This is a genomic window from Frankia nepalensis (genome assembly GCF_016786325.1).
Taxonomy (GTDB): domain Bacteria; phylum Actinomycetota; class Actinomycetes; order Frankiales; family Frankiaceae; genus Pseudofrankia; species Pseudofrankia nepalensis.
In genome coordinates this window covers 15,320-36,687 of record NZ_JADWYU010000191.1, presented here as the reverse complement: position 1 = coordinate 36,687, position 21,368 = coordinate 15,320, and the positions used below count along the sequence as shown (strand labels likewise).

The 21,368-nt window shown below is 71.8% G+C and carries 15 protein-coding genes and 1 pseudogene; 6 read left to right on the top strand and 10 right to left on the bottom strand.

From position 1 onward, the window contains the following. The 5 genes and pseudogenes from I6A81_RS28970 to I6A81_RS28950 all read right to left on the bottom strand — a co-directional run. Nucleotides 1-137 (bottom strand): annotated as a pseudogene (locus I6A81_RS28970) (transcriptional regulator); the annotation flags it as partial. A 442-nt stretch (nucleotides 138-579) separates the two neighbouring features. Beyond that, nucleotides 580-822 (bottom strand): hypothetical protein, encoded by a 243-nt coding sequence (locus tag I6A81_RS28965; protein ID WP_203000390.1) that lies wholly within the window; start codon nucleotides 820-822, stop codon nucleotides 580-582. Nucleotides 823-1,470: 648 nt separating this feature from the next. Further along, the gene (locus tag I6A81_RS28960; RefSeq protein ID WP_203000392.1) at nucleotides 1,471-3,999 is read right to left on the bottom strand and encodes a CaiB/BaiF CoA transferase family protein; all 2,529 of its coding nucleotides are present in this window, start codon (nucleotides 3,997-3,999) and stop codon (nucleotides 1,471-1,473) included. 283 nt (nucleotides 4,000-4,282) lie between these two features. After that, the gene (locus I6A81_RS28955) at nucleotides 4,283-6,682 is read right to left on the bottom strand and encodes a CoA transferase (protein ID WP_203000394.1); all 2,400 of its coding nucleotides are present in this window, start codon (nucleotides 6,680-6,682) and stop codon (nucleotides 4,283-4,285) included. After that, nucleotides 6,679-7,893: a CaiB/BaiF CoA transferase family protein gene (locus tag I6A81_RS28950; protein ID WP_203000395.1), complete on the bottom strand. Its 1,215-nt coding sequence runs from the start codon at nucleotides 7,891-7,893 to the stop codon at nucleotides 6,679-6,681. Before I6A81_RS28950 ends, I6A81_RS28955 begins: the two co-directional genes overlap by 4 nt. Nucleotides 7,894-8,487: 594 nt before the next feature. On the opposite strand from I6A81_RS28950, the gene I6A81_RS28945 reads away from it, so the two are divergent. Continuing rightward, entirely contained in the window at nucleotides 8,488-9,942 is a 1,455-nt protein-coding gene (locus I6A81_RS28945; protein ID WP_203000444.1) for a class I adenylate-forming enzyme family protein, read from the top strand. A gap of 95 nt (nucleotides 9,943-10,037) precedes the next feature. Here the strand turns inward: I6A81_RS28945 and I6A81_RS28940 are convergent, their stop codons facing one another. Further along, nucleotides 10,038-11,417 (bottom strand): aromatic ring-hydroxylating oxygenase subunit alpha, encoded by a 1,380-nt coding sequence (locus I6A81_RS28940; RefSeq protein WP_203000397.1) that lies wholly within the window; start codon nucleotides 11,415-11,417, stop codon nucleotides 10,038-10,040. Nucleotides 11,418-11,705: 288 nt separating this feature from the next. Beyond that, the gene (locus I6A81_RS28935; protein ID WP_307874994.1) at nucleotides 11,706-12,308 is read right to left on the bottom strand and encodes a TetR/AcrR family transcriptional regulator; all 603 of its coding nucleotides are present in this window, start codon (nucleotides 12,306-12,308) and stop codon (nucleotides 11,706-11,708) included. 316 nt (nucleotides 12,309-12,624) lie between these two features. Between I6A81_RS28935 and I6A81_RS28930 the strand changes: the two genes are divergently transcribed. Then, entirely contained in the window at nucleotides 12,625-13,092 is a 468-nt protein-coding gene (locus I6A81_RS28930) for a Zn-ribbon domain-containing OB-fold protein (RefSeq protein ID WP_238428363.1), read from the top strand. Between the two features lie 10 nt (nucleotides 13,093-13,102). After that, nucleotides 13,103-14,248 (top strand): thiolase family protein, encoded by a 1,146-nt coding sequence (locus tag I6A81_RS28925; RefSeq protein WP_203000398.1) that lies wholly within the window; start codon nucleotides 13,103-13,105, stop codon nucleotides 14,246-14,248. Nucleotides 14,249-14,518: 270 nt separating this feature from the next. On the opposite strand, the gene I6A81_RS28920 is transcribed toward I6A81_RS28925, so the two are convergent. From I6A81_RS28920 to I6A81_RS28910, 3 genes are all read right to left on the bottom strand, one after another. After that, nucleotides 14,519-15,076, bottom strand: a complete 558-nt coding sequence (locus tag I6A81_RS28920) for a DUF1697 domain-containing protein (protein ID WP_203000399.1) — start codon at nucleotides 15,074-15,076, stop codon at nucleotides 14,519-14,521. A 130-nt stretch (nucleotides 15,077-15,206) separates the two neighbouring features. Beyond that, complete coding sequence (locus I6A81_RS28915) at nucleotides 15,207-16,391, bottom strand: cytochrome P450 (RefSeq protein WP_307874993.1); 1,185 nt, start codon at nucleotides 16,389-16,391, stop codon at nucleotides 15,207-15,209. A 344-nt stretch (nucleotides 16,392-16,735) separates the two neighbouring features. Next, nucleotides 16,736-17,761: an LLM class flavin-dependent oxidoreductase gene (locus I6A81_RS28910; RefSeq protein ID WP_307874992.1), complete on the bottom strand. Its 1,026-nt coding sequence runs from the start codon at nucleotides 17,759-17,761 to the stop codon at nucleotides 16,736-16,738. A gap of 120 nt (nucleotides 17,762-17,881) precedes the next feature. Between I6A81_RS28910 and I6A81_RS28905 the strand changes: the two genes are divergently transcribed. From I6A81_RS28905 to I6A81_RS28895, 3 genes are all read left to right on the top strand, one after another. Next, nucleotides 17,882-18,658, top strand: coding sequence for an SDR family NAD(P)-dependent oxidoreductase (locus tag I6A81_RS28905; protein WP_203000402.1), 777 nt, complete (start codon nucleotides 17,882-17,884; stop codon nucleotides 18,656-18,658). A gap of 7 nt (nucleotides 18,659-18,665) precedes the next feature. Then, a complete protein-coding gene (locus I6A81_RS28900) occupies nucleotides 18,666-19,544 on the top strand; it encodes an acyl-CoA thioesterase (RefSeq protein ID WP_203000403.1) in 879 nt (292 codons plus the stop codon). Between the two features lie 205 nt (nucleotides 19,545-19,749). After that, nucleotides 19,750-20,931 (top strand): thiolase family protein, encoded by a 1,182-nt coding sequence (locus I6A81_RS28895; protein WP_203000404.1) that lies wholly within the window; start codon nucleotides 19,750-19,752, stop codon nucleotides 20,929-20,931. The last annotated feature ends 437 nt before the right edge of the window (nucleotides 20,932-21,368 follow it).

Below are 21,368 nucleotides of genomic sequence, written 5' to 3'. Positions count from 1 at the left end.
CGCTCGGCGGCCATGTTCGCCACGCCCAGGTCGCGAGCCCGCTTCGCGACCACTCTGGCGAGCTTCTGGTACGACCAGCCCCGCTGGGCACGGACGAGAGTCAGTGGATGCGCGCAGGCTTGGGCGTTCTCTGTCATCGCGGTCCTCCTCGGGGCGCGAGCAAGGTGTATGGATCGGATCTGCCTGGCCGTCCGCCGGGCGATTCGGCCATCGTGTGGCCGCGGGCTCGACCGGTTTGGCCGTTTCGCTGGTCGCGGCGTTGTCCCCGCTTGTCGCGCCGGACGCCGGCCCGCCGGGCGCGGCCAATCGTGGTGGCGACCGCCACGCGCCGGCACCGGGCAACAACGGGCGATCTCCCGGTGTCGAATTTCCGGATGTATCCGGCTTCCACGCGGTGGGGAGCCGGATACATCCGGGAAACTCGCGCCGGAAAGATGCGGCGCGTTGGGCGATGTTTGGGCGCGATGTATCGAAAGAATGGATGCGCCTGGACCGTCGGCTCCGGAGACGGAGCATTGGCGTTCCTCGGCCGAGGAGCTGTATCCGTGGTCAGGGCGCGCGACGGACGTGGAACGGCCGTCAGGCGATGTCGAGGGGGAGTAGGAGGGAGGCCACGGCCCGGTGCGTCGGGGCGCACGGACCGCGCGGGTCGCGGCCGTCGTCCCAGCCGTGACCACAGTCGGGACAGCGTCGAGGGATGACCGTCAGGACACGGGCCATCACGGCGGTCTGCTGGAGTCGGTGCGCGGTGGTCATCGAACTGGCCGCGGCCGCGGTGGCCAGGGCCAGGGCGGCCAGCGCGAGGATGACGGCGGCCAGCATGCGTGCCTCCTTGGACAGGGAAGGCGGGGGATCGTGTCCCCCCGCCTTCGCCCGGACCCGTCGTGCGCGCCGAAAGCTTCGGCGGGCCTGATCGCCACTCCGTTGTAGTGATCTGTCTGCGGACAGTACGCCTGTGCAGACGCCTTTGCATATGCAATGCCACACTCGGCCCACGCCTCTCCGGAGAGGCTCCGGACAAATGATCGCCGTTGGCTGTGCGGTGGATTTCAAACTGATGCACAACTATGCAGGCAGGTGGTCTGCCGATTGATCGGATCCGGCCTTTCTGGCCCGTCTGCCGCTTGGGTTGTGTCCGGCGTCACATTCCAATGAGGGCGCGACCAATCGGGGCGCGATAATTACGTTCAAGGCGAAAGGTCCCGGGCGGAAGGTCCTGAGTAGGAAAGCGCCCGCGGCTCGCCGCCCGGCCTGTGCCCGGTGTCGCGGCCGGCCAGGGGATGATCGGTTTCAGTCATTCGGCGTTCGCGCGTCGCCCGTTCCCGGGCTGATCCCGACGGGGGGGAAAACCAAGAGCGGCATATGGCCCGATATGGAAGTTCAGGTCGGGAGCCCTGGCCCGGACCGGGCGCTCGTCACCGGCGGGTCGAGGTGGCGGAGGAACCCCCTCCCCGGCCGCCACCGCCGGGTTCAGACCGGGTGGGGGTAGTCGTCGGGTGGTGAGCTGACGACGCGGCGGGCGTGGAGCGCGTCGATCGTGGCGGCGTCATAGCCGAGCTCGGTGAGGATCTCGCGGGTGTGCTGGCCGTAGAGGGGGACGGGGCGGTCCTGGCGGGTCGGGGTGCCGTCGAAGGTCATGAGGTTGCCGAACTGGCGGACGCGGCCGTGGATCGGGTGGGCGTACTCGGTGACGAGGCCGAGGCGGACGAGGTCCTCGTCGAACAGCAGGGTCTCGCCGTTCCTGGTGTCCGCGGAGATCTCGGCCGGCACGCCGGCCGCGTCGAGCCGGCGTCGCCAGGCCAGCGCCGCGTCGGCGCGGAACGCCTCGGCGAGCAGGGTGGTGAGCTCGGCGCGGCTCTCGGCCCGCGCCGCCGCCGTCGCGAACCGTGGGTCGGCCGCCAGGTCGTCGCGGCCGAGCGCCCCGCACAGCGCCGTCCAGTGCTCGGGGCGCGCCGCGGCGAGCTGCAGCCAGCCGTCGCGGGTCTCGTAGAGCCGGTAGAGCGCGCCGAGGCCGAGCTGCTCGCGGTCGAGCGCCGGCCGGGGTGAAGGGGTGCCGTCGGCGGCGACCCAGGAGTCGGCCGTGTGCAGCATGCTGCCGTGCAGGATCGACGTCCACACCGACTGGCCCTCGCCGGTGCGGCCGCGGTGGAACAGCGCGACCAGCAGGCCGAGAACCGACGGGATGGCGGCGGAGATGTCACCGTGACCGTAGCGGTACCACAGCGGCGGGTTGGCCGCTGGCACCGGGCCTTGCTCCCATTCGATGCCGTTGGCCGCCTGGCCGAGCGGGTCGAGCCCGCCGAGGTGGGAGTACGGCCCCACCGGCCCGTACATGTACGTGTTGCAGTAGAGGATGTCGGGACGCGCTGCTTTGCAGTGCTCGTAGCCGATGCCGAGCCGGTCGGCGATGCCCTTCTGCATGTTGTGGTGCACGATGTCGGCGGTCGCCACCAGTCGCAGGGCGATCTCCAGCCCTTCGGGCGTCTTCAGGTCGAGGGCGATGTCGCGCTTGCCACGCTGGCAGCCGAGGAACGGGCCGACGTTTTGGTGACGCATGCCGTCGGCGTGGATCGACTCGACCTTGATGACCTCGGCGCCGAGGTCGGCGAGCAGCATGGGACCGAACGGGCCGGCCAGGAACTGGCCGAAGTCGATGACGCGCAGGCCCGCGAGCGGCCCGCCGGACCCGGCCGGCGAGCCCCCGCCGTGCGCGGACCAGGAGGTCCGGCCGGCATCGGGGCCGAGATCCCTTTGGTCGAGCTCGGCGCGGCCGAGGGCGGCACGGACGACGGTGTCCTGACCGTGGGCGTCCTCACCAGGGGTGTCCCGGCCGAGGGCGCCGAGCACCTCGTCGGTGTGCGCGCCGGCGACCGGGCGCGGCCCGGCGACCGCGGCCGGCGTCTTCTCCAGGAAGACGACCGGGCCGATCTGGGTCGTGGGACCTGCCTCCGGGTCGACCACCTCGACGACGGAACCGGTCGCCTGTAGCTGAGGATGGCCGAACCGCTCGTGAGGCGGCCAGATCGGCTCCGCGTTGCGGCCGGCGGCGTGCAGCTCGTCGATCAGCTCGGCGCGGTCGCGGGTAGCGAACGCCGCCGCCTTCTTGGCCTCGTGCGCGGCCCGTTGCGCGGGCGGCATCGTGAAGAGGACGGCCGGAGCGACGTCCTCGATGCCGAGGATTTCGCCCTCGGTCCGGGTGGGCTTCCCGCCGGTCACCATCGCGGCGTGGATCCACTCGCCGTTCGCGCACTCGTAGATCCCGGCCTGGTGGATGGAGGGAAACGTGTTCGGCAGGCCGTGCTGGCCGGTGTCGGTCCAGTTCCAGTTCTGGGTGGTCAGCGTCATCGCCCCCTGCAGCAGGGACACCTCGACCCGCTGGCCCCGGCCGGTGCGCTCCCGGGCCACGATGGCCCCCATGATCGCGACGGGGACCAGGTACGCGGCGCCGAGGCTCGCCACCGGGCTGTGCTGGAACACCGGCCCCGGCCGCCAGCTCGGGACCTCCCAGTGCAGCCCGGCGCGCGCCGAGACCAGCGCGTCGTAGCCGGCGCGGCCCGCGAACCGGCTGCCGGTCGGCCAGGCGGGCACCGAGCAGTAGACGAGCCGGGGGAACTCGTCGCGCAGCGCCGCGTGGTCGAGGCCGAGCCGGGTCATCGTGCCCGCGGCGAACGCCTCGACCAGTACGTCCGCCGTGGCCAGGAGCTCGCGGAACCGGCGCGCGCCGTCGGGGTCCTTCAGGTCGAGGGTGACCGAGCGCCGGCTGCGGTCGTAGACGACCGACGCGGGCAGGGCCCGACCCGGCCGGCCGCCCGGCGGCTCGACCTTGATCACGTCGGCACCGTGCTCGGCGAGCTGCAGCACGCCGAGCGGCCCGGCGATCCCGCCGGTCAGGTCCAGGACGCGGATGCCGTCGAGGGCCCGCGCAGATGGGCCGCCCCCGGCCGCGGCGGACTGCGCGCCGGGCGTGAACCGCCCGGTAGACGCTAAGTCGGGCTCCACCTCGATCGACCCACCCTTCGGCTCGGCCTCGCCGATTTCGCGGCAGTCTCGCGACGTGAATACTAGATTCGGCTGCCCGCGAGCCGCCAGCGATGGCCTCCCGCGCGCGCCGGCCGGCGCGGCCACTCAGGCGGGGCCGAGCACCTCGTCGGCCCAGGCGGTCAGGAGCGGCGCCAGGAGGGGCCAGCGGACGAAGATGCCGCGACGGTCAGCCCGTTGACCTTCGCCCGCGCCATGCGGCCCTCCTTCAGGTACGAGTGCCCCGCGCGCCGGGCGCAACGCCTCAGACGGTGGCCGTCGCCGGTTGGGGTTCGGCCGGGATGGCGCCGTCAGCGGCCAGCGACGCCCGCGCACGGTCGTCGAACCCGAGGGCGGCCAGGACCTCGGCGGTGTGCTCGCCGAGGCCTGGGATCGCGCGCCGCGCGCCCGGGGCGGGTTCCGGCCCGAACCGGAGGGGGAAGCCCGGCTGGTCGAGCCGGCCGCGCGCGCCCCAGTCGTAGGAGGCGACGCGGCCGAGCTGGCGGCTCACCGGATCGTCGACGAGCCGGGCCACGAAGCCGGTCCGGTCGACCTCGGCGACGGGCTCGACCGGCACCCCGGCCGCCCGCAGCCGGGTCACCCACGAGTCGGCGTCGTCGGTCCGGAACGCGGCCGAGAGCAGGTCCTCGGCCGGCTGGTGGGCGCCGGAGCGGTCGGTGCGCGGCGGGGGCGGCGCCTCCGGAAGGCCAGGCGCGTCGACGACCGCCCGCAGCCGGTCCCAGGCCACCGCGTCGGGAACGGCGAGCGCGAACCAGGCACCGTCGCCGGCCTGGTAGATCCGGTAGGCCGCCCCGTAGCCGGTCTGCTCGTCGTCGAGCACGGGGCCCGCGACCAGTGTGTCCCCGGCGACGAACGCGCCGGACTTCAGCAGCAGCGCCGTACCGAGCAGCGAGGTGGCGACCGACTGGCCGGCGCCGCCGGCGACGCGCCTCGCGTACAGGCCGGCGAGCACCGCGCAGGCCGACACCCAGCCGCTGGCGACGTCGATCGCCCCCCACACCAGGAACGTCGGCGGTCGCCGTGCGCCGCCCTGGGCGGCCTCGACGCCGGACAGCGCCTGCATGAGGTGGTCGTTGGCGGCGAGCTTCGCGCGCGGACCGGTGGCGCCGAAGCCGCTGGCGTGGCTGTAGACGACCCGCGGGTTGGCGGCGCGCACGGTCGGCTCGCCGTAGCCGAGCCGCTCGGCCAGCCCCACCCGGGAGTTGTGGTGGACGACGTCGCTCCAGCGGAACAGGGCGTCCAGCACCCGCGCCGCGCCGGGCGCCTTCAGGTCGACGGCGACCGCGCGCTTGCCGCGCTGGCCGGCGGCGAACATCGGCTCCATCGACCGGTGCACGTCGCCGGAGCGTGGCTCGACCTTGACCACGTCGGCGCCGAGTTCGGCCAGCACGAGCGGGGTGATCGGCCCGGCGAGGTAGGCCGACAGGTCGAGCACCCGGACCCCGGTCAGCAGGCGGCCCGGCGTGGCCGGCCCGCCCGGTCCTCGCGGCGCGGTCGTCGTCGGCGGTTCCGCCGTCAGCGCGGGGTTCGGCGCGGAGTTCGGTGCCGGGTCCGGCACGGGGGTGACCACGCCGATCCGGCCGAGCGCCGTGACCCGGCCGTACCGAGGGTCGTCGTACTCGACGGACAGGCCCGTCTGGCGGACGTGGTCGTCCAGCAACGCCTCCCCGGGCCGCAGCACCGGTTCGCAGCGAAACGGCGCGCCGGCGAGCTCGGCGAGCCAGTGGGCACGGTCCTGGGTCGCGAACCGCGCCGCCCACCGGGCGCTGCGCTCGGCCATGGCACCGGTGAACATGTCGTCGTTGTAGCCCTTTGGGCTCGGCGGGTCGCCCATGCGCTCGAGAAACGCCTCGTAGGCGCCCTTGGCGCCGAACCACAGCTGCACGTACTCGCCGTCGGCGCACCGGTAGGCCAGGCTCTCCGAGGGGCCCTGCTCCTTCCAGAGCAGGGTCGTCGACGGCGACATGTTCTCCACCCGACCGATGATCATCGGAAGGATGGCCTGCAGGCCGTCGGCGAGCGACGTCTCCGCCCAGCCGCCGCGCCCGGTCGCCGCCCGCTCGTAGAGCAGGGCCAGCGCTCCGGCCGTCGCGGCGAGCCCGGCGCCGGCGGCCGCCACCGTCAGGTCGGCGAACTTCGGGCCCGTCCGGTGGCCGCGGATCTGGGTCAGCAGGCCGACGCGGGCCGCGAGCAGCAGTTCCAGGTCGGGCAGGTCGCCGAGCGCCGTGACACTCGGGCGGATCCGGACGGCGACCAGCCGCGGGTTGGCGCGCAGGAGGTCCGCGCAGCCGATCCCGCGCCGCTCGATCGACTCCTCGGGCCCGGCCAGGAACACCACGTCCGCCGCGTGGGCGAGCGTCGCGACGGTGGCCGGCGCGTCGTCACCGGTCTCGTCGACCTCGACGATCTCCTTGCCGCGGTCCCAGACCCGGCCGAACTCGACCCCGGCGTCCAGTGCCGAACGCCTCGCGGAGCAGACCCGGCGCACCTTGGCGCCGAAGTCGCGCAGCAGCGCGCCGGGCAGGCTCGCCGCCAGCCCGGCGCCGACCGCGCTGATCCCGAACGCCACCTCGACGACGCGCAGCCCGGCGAGCGGCTCGCCGGGCCCGGTCGCGTCGGTGGCGGAGGGGGCAGGCGCCGTCACGCCACGACCCCGCGGACCTTGAGGTCCATGATGGTGTCCCAGTCGAGGCCGAGCTCGGTGGCGAGGATGTCGTCGCCGTGCTCGTTGAACTCCGGGCCGCGCGTGGGCGTCGACGGCGCGTCGTCGAACTGGACCGGGGACGCGGCGAGCCTGAAGGCGACGCCGGCGGCGGTCTCGCACTCCTGGACGTAGCCGTTGGCGACGGCCTGCGGGTCGGCGGCGGCGTCCAGCGTGTGCTGGACCACCGTCCACTGGCCGCTGAAGCCGGCGAGCCGCTCCCGCCACTCGGCCAGCGGCGCGGAGGCGAAGATCTCGCGCAGGACCGCGGCCGCCTCGGCGCTGTGCGCCATCAGGGTGTTGTGGTCGGCGAAGCGCGGGTCGCTCGCCAGGTCGGGCCGCTCGAGGGTCGCCGCCAGCAGCGGCCAGTACTTGCCGGCCTGCAGGCAGGAGAACGCGAGCCAGCGGCCGTCCTTGGTCAGGTAGTTCTGCACGAGCGGGTTGAGCCGCTCCAGCGGCGCGGGCTCCATCGGGACGCCCATCTGCAGCGACAGTGACAGGGCCTGGCCGACCGCCCACAGCCCGGTGCCGAACAGCGACACGTCGACGACGGGCGTCTCGCCGGTCCGCTCCCGGTGGAACAGCGCGCCCATGATCCCGCCGGCGATCGTCATCGCGCCGATCGAGTCGCCGTAGCCGGGCGCCGGCGGGCCGACCACGTGGCCGTACTCCGGCCGGCTGACGGTGTGCGCCATCGCGGCCCGGGACCAGAACGCGAGGAAGTCGTAGGAGCCGCGGTCGGCCTCCGGGCCGCGCTCGCCCTGGCCGGTGCCGCGCACATAGATGATCTTTGGGTTGTGGGCGCGGATGTCGTCCACGGTGATCTTCAGCTTCTCGCGGACGCTGGGCAGCTTGTTCGTCAGGAAGACGTCCGCGGTCTTGGTGAGCCGGTAGAGAAGCTCTAACCCGTCGGCGGTGGTGAGGTCGAGCGCCAGACTGCGCTTGCCGCGGTTCGAATGCTCGAACAGCACGTTGACTCCGCCAGTCACGGGCACCGTCCCCGAGGACGCCAGGCCCCGCATCGCGTCGCCGCGCTCGACGTGCTCGATCTTGATGACGTCGGCGCCCCAGTCGGCCAGCAGCGCCGACGCGGCGGGCACGAACGTATGCTCGGCCACCTCCAGGACGCGGACGCCCTGCATCACGGCGGTCATTCGGTTCCTCCAACCTGGTGTCGGCCCCCGGCCACCTGGCCCCGGCCGATTCGACCTCGCCGTCTCATTGACGCGACCCGACCCGCCCGCGGGCAAGAGAACCGAGGTCACGGCCGTCGTCGCCCGTTCGGCGAGCCTAGCAATAAGTGAATGTTCGTTTATTAGCTCTGGTGACTTCCGCCGGCCGCGGCCTGGGCACGTAACGTGCCAGGCCGGGAGCCGGCGGTGCCACCGGGTGAGGAGCCGGCCGCGGACGCGCCGCCGGGAGCCGCCGCGCCGCCGCGGCGGGCAGCGTCGGTGGGGCGAGCCGTGCTGGCGGGGCGGCGAGGTCGGCGGGCAATCGGTTGACCGGGTCGCGCTGACCTTGGAAGCATTCACTTCATAGAGGGTGCGACGCAAGTCATAGAGGACGCGACGCGAGGCACCGCTCGTGCCTGTCGCGTCACGTCCCGCCCGAGGTCGCTGGAGGGAAGTGGCGTGGAGCAGACCCCAGACAAGCCCTCACTGACGGACAAGGCCTCGCTGACGGACAGGGCCTCGTCGACGGACGAGGCCTCGCGGGGCGTCGCGGACACCGCGGCCGCGGGCGCCGAGGTGACCCCCGTCAGCATCGGCGCCCGCGTCCGCCTGCTCGGCGCCGAACGGCCGGACCACGTGGCGCTGCGGCACATCGATCTCGACGGGACCGAGTCGGCGCACGGCTGGGCCGAGATCGACCGGCGCTCCAGCCAGCTGGCCGGGGCCCTCGCGGCCCGGGGCGTGGGAGTGGGGGACCGGGTCGGCCTCGGGCTGCGCAACTCGCCGCAGTTCGTGTTCGCCGCGTTCGCGGCCTGGAAGCTGGGCGCGGTGCCGGTCCCGGTGCGCTGGGACGTGCCCGACTGGGAGCTGGCCCGGGTGCTGGAGGTCATCGGGCCCAAGGTCCACCTGAGCGCCGCCGACCTGCCCTGGATCGACGCCACCGCCGCGGGCGAGACGCCCGACCTGCCGGACGTGACGGCGCCGCACCTGCAGGGCATCTGCAGCAGCGGCTCGACGGGCCTGCCGAAGGTGATCGTCGCCGAGCGGCCCGCCCTCTACGACTACCGGATGGCCACCCCGATGTTCGCCGGCTGGGGGAAGGTGACCCAGCCGCAGGTCATCCTGGTGCTGGCGCCGATGTACCACGCCAACGGGTTCACGACGCTCTACAACCTGCTCGCCGGCGACCAGCTGGTCGTGCTGGCGAAGTTCGACGCCGCCCGCGCGGTGGACGCGGTCGAGCGGCATCGGATCACGCACTTCACGGGCGCTCCGACGATGCTGCAGCGCATCGCCGACCTTCCCGGCGTCGACGAGCGCGACTTCGCGAGCCTTGAGTGGATCATGCAGGGGGCGGCGCCGATGCCGCCGTCGCTGGTGCACCGGTGGGCGAAGCTGATCGGCCCCGAGAAGATCTTCATGATCTACGGGATGACCGAGGGCCTCGGCTGGACGGCGCTGACCGGCGACGAGTGGATGGGCCACCAGGGCAGCGTCGGGCGCGGCATCCGCGGCACCGAGATCCGCGTTCTCGACCCGGCGGGACAGGAGCTTCCCACCGGGCAGATCGGCGACGTCTACCTGCGCTGCGGCCATATGGGCGGCTACCGCTACCTGGGCACGGCGCCCCGGCTGCGGGCCACCGAGGACGGCTTCATCACCGCCGGCGACATGGGCCACGTCGACGCGGACGGCTACCTGTACCTCGCCGACCGGCGCATTGACATGATCATCACTGGCGGCGCGAACGTGTTCCCCGCCGAGGTCGAGGCCGCGCTCATCGACCATCCGGGCATCGCCGACGTCGTCGTCATCGGCCTGCGCGACGAGGAGTGGGGCCGGCGGGTGCACGCCCTCGTCGAGCCGGCCGACCACGCCAACCCGCCGACGCCCGCCGAGGTCATCGCCTACGCGAAGAACCGGCTGGCGGCGTACAAGGTCCCCAAGACCGTCGAGTTCCTCGACCGGATCCCGCGCAGCGAGGCCACCAAGATCAACCGAGGTGCCCTGGTCGCCGCCCGCGGGGGCTGAGCGCGGGCGGCGACGAGAGCGGCCGGGCGGGCCGCCGGACGATCCCCGGCCAGGGCCAGCGGCCAGGGCCAGCGGCTGGAGCCAAGGGCCGGCGGCTAGCCGCCGGCCCCGAGCCGCCGGTCGAGAACGCGATGGAAATTCGCCACGACGATTTCCTCGCGGGACAGGGCCAGGTGCTTCAGCCGGTTGTTGCGCAGGCCGTTCTGCTGGCGCTGCATCTGCTGGTAGTCCTGCTGCAGGGCCTCGAAGTAGGTGTGGCTGCCGGGCTCGGTGACCTCGGTCAGCTCCACCTTGGCCACCTCGGCGAGTTCGGCCGGCAGGTACATGTAGCTGGCGACGCGCCAGACACACCTGTTCGGGTCACCGGACGGGTGCGGCCGGGCCATCACCGTGTGGCACTCGCCGGCGCGGATCGTCATGAAGAAGTTCGGGAACAGCAGCCAGCCGTGGTTGTCGGTCATCTGGTCCAGCGTCAGCCCGCTGACGTCCAGGCCCATCCCGGCCAGCGTGTCGCGGGTGGCCTCCTGTAGCAGCGTGCGGGCGGTGACGCCCTCCGGGAAGGTCAGCGTCCCGTCCGCGCCGCGATAGGTGGCGACGAGTTCCTCGAACCGGGGCAGCATCAGCGGTACGGCGGGAAAGGTCTCGGGGAGCTTGCGGATGCCCGCGACGTGCTCCTCGGGGCCGAAACCCTCCCGCAGGGGCACGTCGAACGGGGAGCTGGACACGCTGTGCTCACCGAGGAATCGGTGGCGGCTCTTCGTCGGGTCGAGGCCGATCGCGCTGAGCAGTTGCGGGTGGACACCCCAGACGTGGTAGCCCTCCTGGAAGGCGTCCATGACGACCTTCCAGTTGCATTCCAGCGCCTCCTCGACGTCCATCACGGTGACGAACCGCTCCAGCTGGTAGGGCGCGAGCAGCTCCCTCGCCTCCGGTCCCAGGTAGTCCGCGAGCGGCGCGGCGCCCGGGTCCGGGGTGAGGAAGATGAAGCCGCCGAAGGTGTCGACCGGCACGGGGAGCAGCCCCACGCCCGCCCTGTCGACCTGGGAGTTGTCCTCCCGCAGGATGCCCCGGCAGTTTCCCTCCAGGTCGTACGACCACAGGTGGTACTGGCAGAGGAACTGCCGTGCGTTGCCCTTTCGCTCGGCGCACAGCAGGTTTCCCCGGTGACGGCAGGCGTTCACGAAGCCGCGGATGACGCCGTCACGCCCGCGGACGATGATGAAGGCCTGGTCGAACAGCTGGTAGGTCTTCCAGTCCCCGGCCTTCGGAAGCTCGTCGACCCGGCCGACGATCTGCCAGCTCTTGTCCCAGACCAGCTTCCGCTCGCGCTCCTGGAAATCGACGGACGTGTACCGGTCGGTGGGGATCTCCCAGCCGAACGCGGAGCCGTCGAAATCGACGCCCGAGTAGCCCAGCTCCTTGTTGTTGATCCATTCTCCGGGCTTTGCCGGTCGTAATGCGTCGATCGTCGTCATGGTTCAGCCCTCCAGTAGGTGGCGACGGCCAGCGAGCAGGCGTGTGCGTACGGATGGGAGTCGTCGGGCGGTGGGGCGCTCGTCTCGTCGCGCGCTCCGCCTGGCGGCGCCCCAGGGCAGGGCGGTGCCGGCCACCGTGCGAGCGGCTCCCGGCCGGTGGCCGTCGGTCGCCTCGACCGCGCACCCGCCGGTGTGCCACCCGATTAATCAATCGATTGATTGGTTTGCATGATGCGTGGCGCGCCAGGTTCCCGTCAAGGGGACGTCGCCTTGGCTCCTGGCCGCGGGCTACGACAGCCTGGCGTAGTCGAACAGTGAGCCGCGGATGAGCAGCTTCAGGGCGCCCACGGTGGCGTGGTAGTCCTCCGGGGACGCCGTGACGGCGTGGTCGTACATCCCCAGCATCAGGGCGTAGATGGCGTTCGCGGCGCTCTCGACGCCGACGTGGGCGCCCAGCGCCCCCTGCCGGTGCGCCTGCTCGACGATGTCGACGACCACCGAGCGCAGCGCGGCGAAGATCGTGTCGCTGTCCTCGGCCAGGTGCAGGTGCGTCGGGCTCTCCACCCGGATCGCGCGGTCGAACGCCACCGCGAACGGGTAGTCGGTCTTGATCCGGTCGCCCTCGTCGAACACGGCCGTCAGCTTGTCCAGGACGCCGTCGGCCTTCTCGACGGCGGACGCGAACCGGGGCACCACGACGTCGGCCAGCTCGCGGAACGCGGCGCCGACCAGCTCGGACTTGTTGGGGAAGTAGTGGTAGAGGCTGCCGCTGGTCATCTGGGCCACCCGGGCGATCTCGCGGATGGTGGCCCGCGCGTAACCGACCTCAGCCACGCAGCGCATCGTGGCGGCGATGATGCGCCGCCGCGTGTCCTCGCCCCTCGCGCCCACCGGCCGGCCGAGCGGCGCACCAGTGGTCGACACAAAGATCCCCTGTCTGCCGGGCCCGCCCTGCCCCGCCGTGAGCGGTTCTCCGAGCCTCTCACCCCCACGGCCCCGCGGGGGGTCGCGGGTCCTTTCCTACCCCGCGTATGGCGCCGGCGATCTCCGGAGCATCCGTGGCAGCCCAGCCGGAGATGGGGGAGCAGGCATGCTCGGCATCTCGCCGGCTGGGTCTGATCACGCGTCTGCCGGATCACGCGTCTGATCACGACGACGGCCGTCACAACGGTGGTGGGCGGGACGCCCCCTTCGTACACTGACGCCGATGTCAATATCGGAGGAGGGGGCAGCCTTGGCTCAGCGCGTCGTCGCGGAGGGCCTGTTCGACTGGCCGTCGGACGAGCCCCGGCTCATCGGGTCGAAGTGCCAGGTCTGTGACCTGGTCGCGTTCCCCGCGTACCCGAACTGCCCGAACTGCGGGTCCCTGGACGTCGCCGAGACCCGGCTGTCCACGCGGGGCACGCTGTGGACGTGGACCCGGCAGCGGTTCCAGCCGAAGAACCCGCCCTACCTCGGTACCGAGGCCGCGGCGGACTTCGTCGGTTACGGCGTCGGGTACATCGAACTTCCGGAGGCCCGGGTCGAGGCCCGGCTCACGGGCGGCGTCGACGAGCCGCTCGAGATCGGCCAGGAGATGGAGCTGACCGTCGTCCCCTTCGCCACGGACGCCGACGGCACCGAGGTGCTGACCTACGCCTTCCGTCCCGTCGAGAACTCTGCCGGAAAGAACTGAGGCGGCCGCCATGGACGATGTTGCGATCATCGGCGTCGGCAGGACGCCCTTCGGCCGTTTCCCCGGGCAGACAGCCATCCAGCTCGGCGCCCAGGCGGTGCGCGCGGCGCTGACCGACGCGGGCCTGGAGTGGAAGCAGATCCAGTTCGGGTTCGCGGGCAGCTTCGAGGTGGACAACCCGGACGCGGTCATCAACTTCCTCGGCCTTACCGGGATCCCGATCACCGACGTCTACAACGGCTGCGCCACCGCGGCGAGCGCGCTGACCCAGGCGGCGAACACGATCCGCCTCGGCGAGTACGACCTCGGCATCGCGGTCGGCATGGACAAGCACCCGACCGGCGCCTTCGCCTCCTACTCGGAGGAGTACGGCCTGCCGGCCTGGTACGGCGAGACCGGCCTGTTCCTCACCCCCAAGTTCTTCGCCATGAAGATCCAGCGGTACATGTACGACCACGGGATCTCTCCGCGGACGCTGGCGAAGGTCGCGGCGAAGAACTACCGCAACGGGTCGATCAGCCCGTTGGCGTTCCGGCGCACCCCGATGAGCGAGGAGAAGATCCTCACCTCGCGGATGGTGAACGACCCGCTGACGCAGTACATGTTCTGTTCGCCCGATGAGGGCGCGGCGGCCGTGATCCTGTGCAGGGCGAGCGTCGCGCACAGGTACACCAGCAAGCCGATCTACCTGAAGGCGTCGGTCGTGCGGACCCGCAAGCTCGGCGCCTTCGAGGTCCACAGCCCATGGCTGCCGCTTCAGCGGGCCGACGCGCCGACCGTCTTCGCCTCCCGGGCCGCCTACGAGATGGCGGGCCTCGGGCCCGACGACGTCGACGTCGCCCAGCTACAGGACACCGACGCCGGCGCGGAGGTGATCCACCTCGCCGAGAACGGCCTGTGCAAGGACGGCGAGCAGGAGCGCCTGTACGCCGAGGGGGCCACCGAGATCGGCGGCAGCATCCCGGTGAACACCGACGGCGGCCTCATCGCGAACGGCGAGCCGATCGGCGCCTCCGGCCTGCGCCAGGTCTACGAGCTCACCCAGCAGTTGCGCGGCACCGCCGGCGACCGCCAGGTCCCCGGCACCCCGCGCGTCGGCTACGGCCAGCTCTACGGCGCCCCCGGCACCGCCGGCGTCGCCATCCTCTCCACCTGACCTCAGAGCGGGCGCCCGCCCGGTCCACCTCCTGGGCCGGGCGGCCCGCCAGCCGGGGCCGCCTGGCCTCAGCCCCGTCTCGCGCGTGTCCTGTCAGGCGTGAGGGGCACGCAACGGCGTTCGCCGGCCCGCTGACGTCGGACAGGAACGCCCGTCATGTCGGACAGGACGAGTGCGCGGCCGTGCGGAGACCGGCACCGTCGTCCGAGGCTGGCTGTGGGTGTGCCCGGCGCCGCCGGGCGCGGTCCGGGCGCGGAACGCCGGCCCGGGTCAGGGCTGCCCGTCGAGGAGGGCGAGCAGCTTGGACGTGGTGTTCCAGTTGCGGATGGTCATCTGCTGGTAGATCGGCGCGCCGATGACACGGTTCAGCCGGCTCCGGGTGGCCTTCGCGGTCAGCCGGGCGAAGTAGAGCGCGTCCGGGCCGGGCCAGACCCGGTCGACTCCCTCAGCGAGGTCGGGCAGCGCGGCGAGGGCCTCGTCGGCGGTCGCCGGGTGCTTGAGGAAGAGCACGTCGCAGCGGCGGTCGGGCCAGCCGAAGCCGTCGGGCGCCGACGCGACCGTGGCGGTCAGCTCCGTGTGGGAGCGGACGACGACCCGCAGCCGCAGGTCGAAGGTGGCGGTCAGGGCATCCTCGATCGCGCGCTCGAGCGCCTGGCCGCTGACCGGGCGCTCGTCGCGGTCAGCGCCGAAGAGCACGTTGCCGCTCTGGATGTAAGTACGCACGTCGGCGTATCCCGCCTCGGTGAAGCAGGCAGCCAGGTCCGGCATCCGGATCAGGTTCTTGCCACCGACGTTGATCCCCCGGAGCAGGGCCACGAACCGTCCCACGCCCGGCAATCTAGCCGAGCTGGCTACCGCGGGAAGGCGGCGAGCTCGGGACGGATGTCGGCCTCACTCAGACGAAGGCCGCCGGCTCGCCCGGGGCGGGCGAACCGGCGGCCATGGTCGCGGCGCGGCGTCAGATCAGAACGGGCAGCTTCTCGTAGCCGCGGACCGTGCTGGTGTGCAGCCGGTGCACGTTGTCGTGGTCGATCTCCCAGGTCGGGAACCGCTTGAGAACCTCCTCCAGCGCGACCCGGCCCTCCATGCGGGCGAGCGAGGCACCCAGGCAGAAGTGCGGGCCGTGGCCGAAGCTGGTGTGGCTGTCGAACTTGCGCCGGATGTCGTACGTGTCGGCGCCGGGGTACTTGCGCTCGTCCCGGTTGGCCGAGGCGGTCAGCAGCAGCACCTTGGAGTGCTCCGGGATGGTCACGCCGTGCAGCTCCACCTCCTTGGTGGTGGTGCGGCCCTGCACGGGGGACGGCGCCTCGAAGCGCAGCGTCTCCTCGACGGCGCCCGGGAGCAGCGACGAGTCCGCGGCCAGCGCGGCGCGCTGCTCGGGGTGCTTGGCCAGCAGCGCGCAGGCCCAGCCGAGCAGCCGGGCGACGGTCTCGGTGCCGGCGCTGACCAGGAGGTTGGTGAAGTCCGAGGCCTCCTTGGTGGTGAGCCGGCGGGTGCCCTCGGCCGTGCCGATCTCGGCCTCGGTGAGCGCGGTCATCACGTCCTCGCGCGGGTTCTTGCGCCGTTCTTCGATCTGCGCGCCGAAGTACTCGTGCAGCTTGATCTGGGCCCCGAAGGAGATGTCGTTGAGCATCCCCTTCTCCGGGTCGATGTGGAACGTCGTGTCGATCAGCTTGCGGACCTCCTCGCGGTCCGCCGGGTCGACGCCGATCAGCTCGGAGATGACCATCGACGGCAGGATCGCGGAGAAGTCCTGGACGAAGTCGAACCCGCTGGTGCCGACGAACGGGTCGAGCAGCTGGGCGGACAGCGCGCGGATGTGCTCCTCGAGCTTCGCGATCCGCCGCGGGGTGAAGCCGCGGGACACCAGCACGCGCATCATCGTGTGCGACGGCGGGTCGGTGAAGATGATCATGCCGTTGTCGTACGGCTGGTCGCCCATGATCTCCAGCACCGTGCCGTAGGCCGAGCTGTAGGTCTCCGGGTCGAGGCTCGCGTCGTCGACGTCGGCGTGCCGGGAGAACGCGTAGAAGCCGAACTTCTCGTTGAAGTACACCGGCGACTCGTCACGCATCCGGTGCCACACCGGATACGGGTTGACGTCGATCACCTTGTCGTACGGGTCCCAGTACAGTTCCGTCACGGTCGCGACCTTCACTCCAGGGCAGAAACGATAAGATCCGCCGGCTGGACGCGCCCGCTCGGCATGGCCGTGGCGCTCCAACCGGTCCGCGCCGCCGCGGGGTGTGGGGCACCCCCGCGCGGGCGGCATGGGGCGTGCGCAACGCCCCGCCAACCGGGGCCGCAAGCGGGCCCCAGTTGATTGTGATTACTCCTGACGAGCCAGGCCATAGGCCGACAGGTATGGAAACCCGACGATGCCAGCTTGTGATGCAGCCTCCGTCGTCGACGACCCGTTATGCCCCCTACTGAGACGAAAACTACATTCCCGTCTCGGGCAAATCAAGCGAGTGCCAAAGAGGACGACTAGCGGCCGGCGGCGGGGTGGACCTTCGCCTCGGCCGGCTCGGTCAGGTTGGGGATGACCTCGTTCTCGATCAGCTTCAGGCTCTCCCAGGCGATAGCGGGCGGGATGCCGCCCATCATCGGGGTCAGGATGCCCAGGGCGAACGGGCCCTGGGCGCGCAGTTCCTCGGTGAACTGCTCCGGAGTCAGCACCCGGTACTGGCCGGTCGCGCGCAGCTCGTCCGCCGACTCGCAGGGCCTGAAGACGGTGGTCGCGGCACCGGGCCCGCCGGCGGCGATCCAGGCCCCGTAGGCGTTGGTCTCGTGCATCGCGTATGGCGCGATCTGCTCCCAGCCCGCGTCGACGTCTCTGGCGACGTGGGTGAAGGTGCCGGAACGGCCGAAGTGCGGCCCGGGATCGGGCCGTCCCAGCTTGATGGTCTCGTCGCGGTAGTGCTCCCAGCAACCGCCGTCGGTCGGGGTGAACCCGATCTCCAGGCGCGCCGCGCGCCGGGCGGCGGCCTCGGAGCTGCCGCCCATGGTGATGCCGGGTCCCTTGGGGGAGTACGCCGCCGGGGTGACCCGCACGGTGCGCCCTCGGTACTCGAACGGCTCCCCGGTCCAGGCCTGGCGCAGCGTCTGGATGACCTCGGTCACTCGCCTGGCGCGCTCCTTGGACGGAACACCCAGCATCTCGAACTCGGCCGGCACGTAGCCTCCGGCCAGTACCAGGTCGAAGCGGCCCGCGGACAGATGGTCGAGGACGGCGGTGTCCTCGGCGAGCCGCAGCGGGTCGTAGAACGGCGCGATCAGGGCGGCGACCATGATCCGGACGTTCCTGGTCCGGGCCGCGAGCGCGGCCGACATGGTCAGCGGGCTCGGCAGGTACCCGTCGTCCGAGGTGTGGTGCTCCGACACCGCGACGCTGTAGAAGCCCAGCCGGTCGGCCCACTCGGCCATCTCGAGCGCCGCCTGGTAGCGCTCGGCCATGCTGGTTCCAGCTATCGGCGGGTTGCGGAAATCGAACCGCATCGTGAAGATCGCCACCTGGCTACTCCCTCCGTGGCGGCCATCACATTCGGCGACCGTCACGGGGCGTGAGTGTACCAACATTGACGTCGGTGTCAGTACGGTCGAGGCCCGTACACACGTAGAAGGGTTGGGACGTTGGACCTGAACGGACGCGTAGCGATCGTGACCGGCGGCGGCGGCGGGCTCGGCGCGGCGACGGTGCGCCACCTCGTCGGCCTCGGCATGAAGGTCGTGATCGTCGACAAGTTCCCGGACGCCGCGGAGGCGGTCGCCAAGGAGTTCGACGACAGCCAGGTCACGGCGGTCGGCGGCGACACGACGATCGACGACGACGTGGCGGCCGCCATCGCGGCTGGCAAGGCGCTCGGCACGATCTCGCTGCTGGTCAACGTCGCCGGCGGCGCGACCGGCGGCGGCCGGACCGTCGGCAAGGGCAACACCCCGCACGACAAGAACGTGTTCGTGGACACGCTGGCGATGAACGCGACCGGCACCTTCAACGTGAGCCGCCTCGTCGCCGCCGGCGCCTTCGCCGACAACGAGCCGGACGAGTTCGGCCAGCGTGGCGTCATCGTCAACGTCGGCTCGCTCGCCGGCCTCGAGGGCCAGACCGGCCAGATCGCCTACGGCGCGGCCAAGGCCGCGGTCCTGGGCATGACGCTGCCGATGGCCCGCGACCTCGCGCCGCTGGGCGTCCGGGTATGCGGCATCGCCCCCGGCACGATGGGCACCCCGAAGATGGAGAGCGTCCGCCCGGAGATGCTGGCGGCCCTCACCAAGGACATCGTCTTCCCGAAGCGGCTGGGCCGGCCGGAGGAGTTCGCGCTGCTGGTCGAGTCGATCGCCCGCAACCCGTACCTCAACGGCGAGAACATTCGCCTCGACGGCGCTCTGCGCTTCCCGGCCAAGTAGCCCGGCCGTGTTCACCGTTGACGCGGTTCTCGGCTCACTGGTCTTAGAACCGGTCGGCGAGGACCTCTACCGCGCGAACAGCATCCCCTCGCCCAACCCGGTGGTGGTCTTCGGCGGCCAACTGCTCGCCCAGTCGATCGCCGCGGCTCTGGCCGGCCAGAACGGCAAGACGGTCAAGACCCTGCACACCGTCTTCGCCCGGCCTGGCCGGCCCGACACGCCGCTCGACATCGCGGTGACGCGGCTGCACTCCGGCCGCAGCATGGCCAGCAGCGCGGTCACGATCAGCCAGGGCGGCAAGGTCATCTCCCAGTCGACCGTGCTGCTGTCCGCCGACGATCCGGACTTCATCCGGCACGGCGACACCCGGCCGGGCCTGGAGCCGCCGAAGCCGGGGGCCGAGGACACCGCCGGGCTCGGCGGGCACGGCGGCCAGGGCGCCGACGACCCGCCCGGGACCTGGCAGGTCAGCGTCGTCGGCGGGGTCGACATCTCCGACCCGGAGGCCGTCGGCCCGGCCGAGCTCGACGTGTGGACGCGCTGGCCGGGCGCGCCAGACGACGCGGGCAGCGCCCAGGCGCTGCTGGCGTTCGGCACGGACGGCTTCCTCATCGGGACGGCCATGCGGCCGCACGCCGGCGTCGGGCAGGCGCAGGCCCACCGCACCATCTCCACCGGTGTGCTTTCGCACACGATCACCTTCCACGAGCCCATCCCGGCGGGTGACTGGCTGCTGCTCGCGCACCGCAGCCCCTACGCCGGCAGAGGCCGGGGATACGGCCATGGCGACGTCTTCCGGGCCGATGGCGGCCTGGTGGCTTCCTTCGTCCAGGACAGCATGATCCGTCCGATGGCGCCGGCGTCCGCCGGCACCCACCGCCTGTAACTCCGGCGGAACAGTGCCGCCGCCGGCGCCGTCAACGTCGACGGCGCCGGCGGCCCACTGCTGTGAGGACCGATGTCGCGCGGTCCGAGGTGGGCCTGTCTTGACATCGACGTCAATATTTCTATGCTTGGGCCCGCACCCTCGATGCCTGACCCGGCACGCGGGGGCCCTGGTCCCACCAGGCCAGTAGAGGAGTGCTGTAGACATGCATGAAGCGGTGATCGTCTCGACCGCGCGCACGCCGGTGGGCACAGCCCGTAAGGGATCCCTGAACGACGTCGACGCGTTCGAGCTGGCGACCCTGGTCGTCGGCGAGGCGGTCCGCCGGGCCGGCGTCGACCCGGAACTGGTCGACGACGTCGTCCTCGGCGAGGCGCTGTACGGCGGTGGGGACATCGCCAGGTACGCGGCCATCGAGGCCGGCCTCATCAACGCCCCCGGCGTCGCCCACAACCGGCACTGCGCCTCCGGCATGGCGGCGATCCAGACGGCCGCGGCCTCGATCATGACCGGGATGGACAAGGTCGTCGTCGCCGGCGGCACGAACTCGTCGTCCACCTCGCCGCGGGCCAAGCGTCGCGCGCCCGGCACCGACGACGTCGTCGACTGGTACTCGCCCACCCACCGCAACACACCCGAGGCCCCCAACTACGACATGTCCATCACGGTCGGCTGGAACGCCGCCGTGAAGGCCGGGCTGTCCCGCCACGACCTGGACGCCTGGGCGCTGCGCTCGCACCAGCGCGCGGTGGCCGGCATCGACGCGGGCAGCTTCAAGGAGGAGATCGTCCCGGTCGAGGTGACCCGCCGTGACGGGACCACCTTCTCCTTCGACACCGACGAGCACCCACGTCGCGACACCAGCCTGGAGAGGCTGGGCGCGCTCAAGGTGCTGCACCCCGAGATCGAGGGCTTCAGCATCACCGCGGGCAACGCCTCGGGCACCAACGACGGCGCGGGCGCCGTGGTGCTCACCTCCCGCGCGTTCGCCGAGGCGAACGGGCTCGAGCCGCTCGCGGTGATCCGGTCCTGGGCGTCGGTCGGCGTCCCGCCGGCGGAGACCGGCCTCGCCCCGGTCAGGGCGATCCCGAAGGCGCTGGAGCGCGCCGGCCTCGGCATCGCGGACGTGACGCTCTGGGAGATCAACGAGGCGTTCGCCTCGGTGCCCGCGGCCGCCTGCAAGCTGCTGGGGATCGACGACGAGATCGTCAACATCCTCGGCAGCGGCTGCAGCCTCGGCCACCCGATCGCCATGACCGGCACCCGACAGATCGTCACGTTGACCCACGAGTTGCGTCGCCGCGGTGGCGGCGTGGCCGTGTCGTCGATGTGCGCCGGTGGCGGCATGGCGAGCGCCGTCGTGTTCGAGGTGCCTGCCGTGAGCTGATTTCCGGCCGAGCTCGCCTGGCTGGGCGCCGGATGTTCCGGCACCAGCCAACCACGAGGAGCCGGAAAGTTTTCCGTCAGCGGCCTGGCGCGTACGTCGTGTACGGCCAGTGCCGCCTGACGGAGCCCGGATGATCCCAAGCCATGAAGAGGGCAACTTGATGAAGCTGCGCTCCGGGTTAGTTCGGTTAGAGACCACCGGTGTCGCGCCGAGATTGTTGGTGTGAAGAAAATCACCGGACTGGGCTCCATCGTCCCGCGGAGCGCGGTCCCGTGGAGTTCGAAGGACGGTACGAACTCCACCGAGACGACGATCGGTCTCTGCAAGGACAAGACCGGTCAAGCGGTTGTCTACAGGTAACGACGCCATGAAAGACGTGGGCGGGCTGTTCGCGGAGTGGATGGGGAGACCGACACAGAGCTGTCGGATACCGCCGA

Bases quoted from the DNA above. Each gene is read 5' to 3' on its own strand.
- I6A81_RS28965 (WP_203000390.1), bottom strand. From the start codon at position 822: ATGCTGGCCGCCGTCATCCTCGCGCTGGCCGCCCTGGCCCTGGCCACC.
- I6A81_RS28950 (WP_203000395.1), bottom strand. From the start codon at position 7,893: ATGACCGCCGTGATGCAGGGCGTCCGCGTCCTGGAGGTGGCCGAGCAT.
- I6A81_RS28940 (WP_203000397.1), bottom strand. From the start codon at position 11,417: ATGACGACGATCGACGCATTACGACCGGCAAAGCCCGGAGAATGGATC.
- I6A81_RS28930 (WP_238428363.1), top strand. From the start codon at position 12,625: ATGTCAATATCGGAGGAGGGGGCAGCCTTGGCTCAGCGCGTCGTCGCG.
- I6A81_RS28925 (WP_203000398.1), top strand. From the start codon at position 13,103: ATGGACGATGTTGCGATCATCGGCGTCGGCAGGACGCCCTTCGGCCGT.
- I6A81_RS28895 (WP_203000404.1), top strand. From the start codon at position 19,750: ATGCATGAAGCGGTGATCGTCTCGACCGCGCGCACGCCGGTGGGCACA.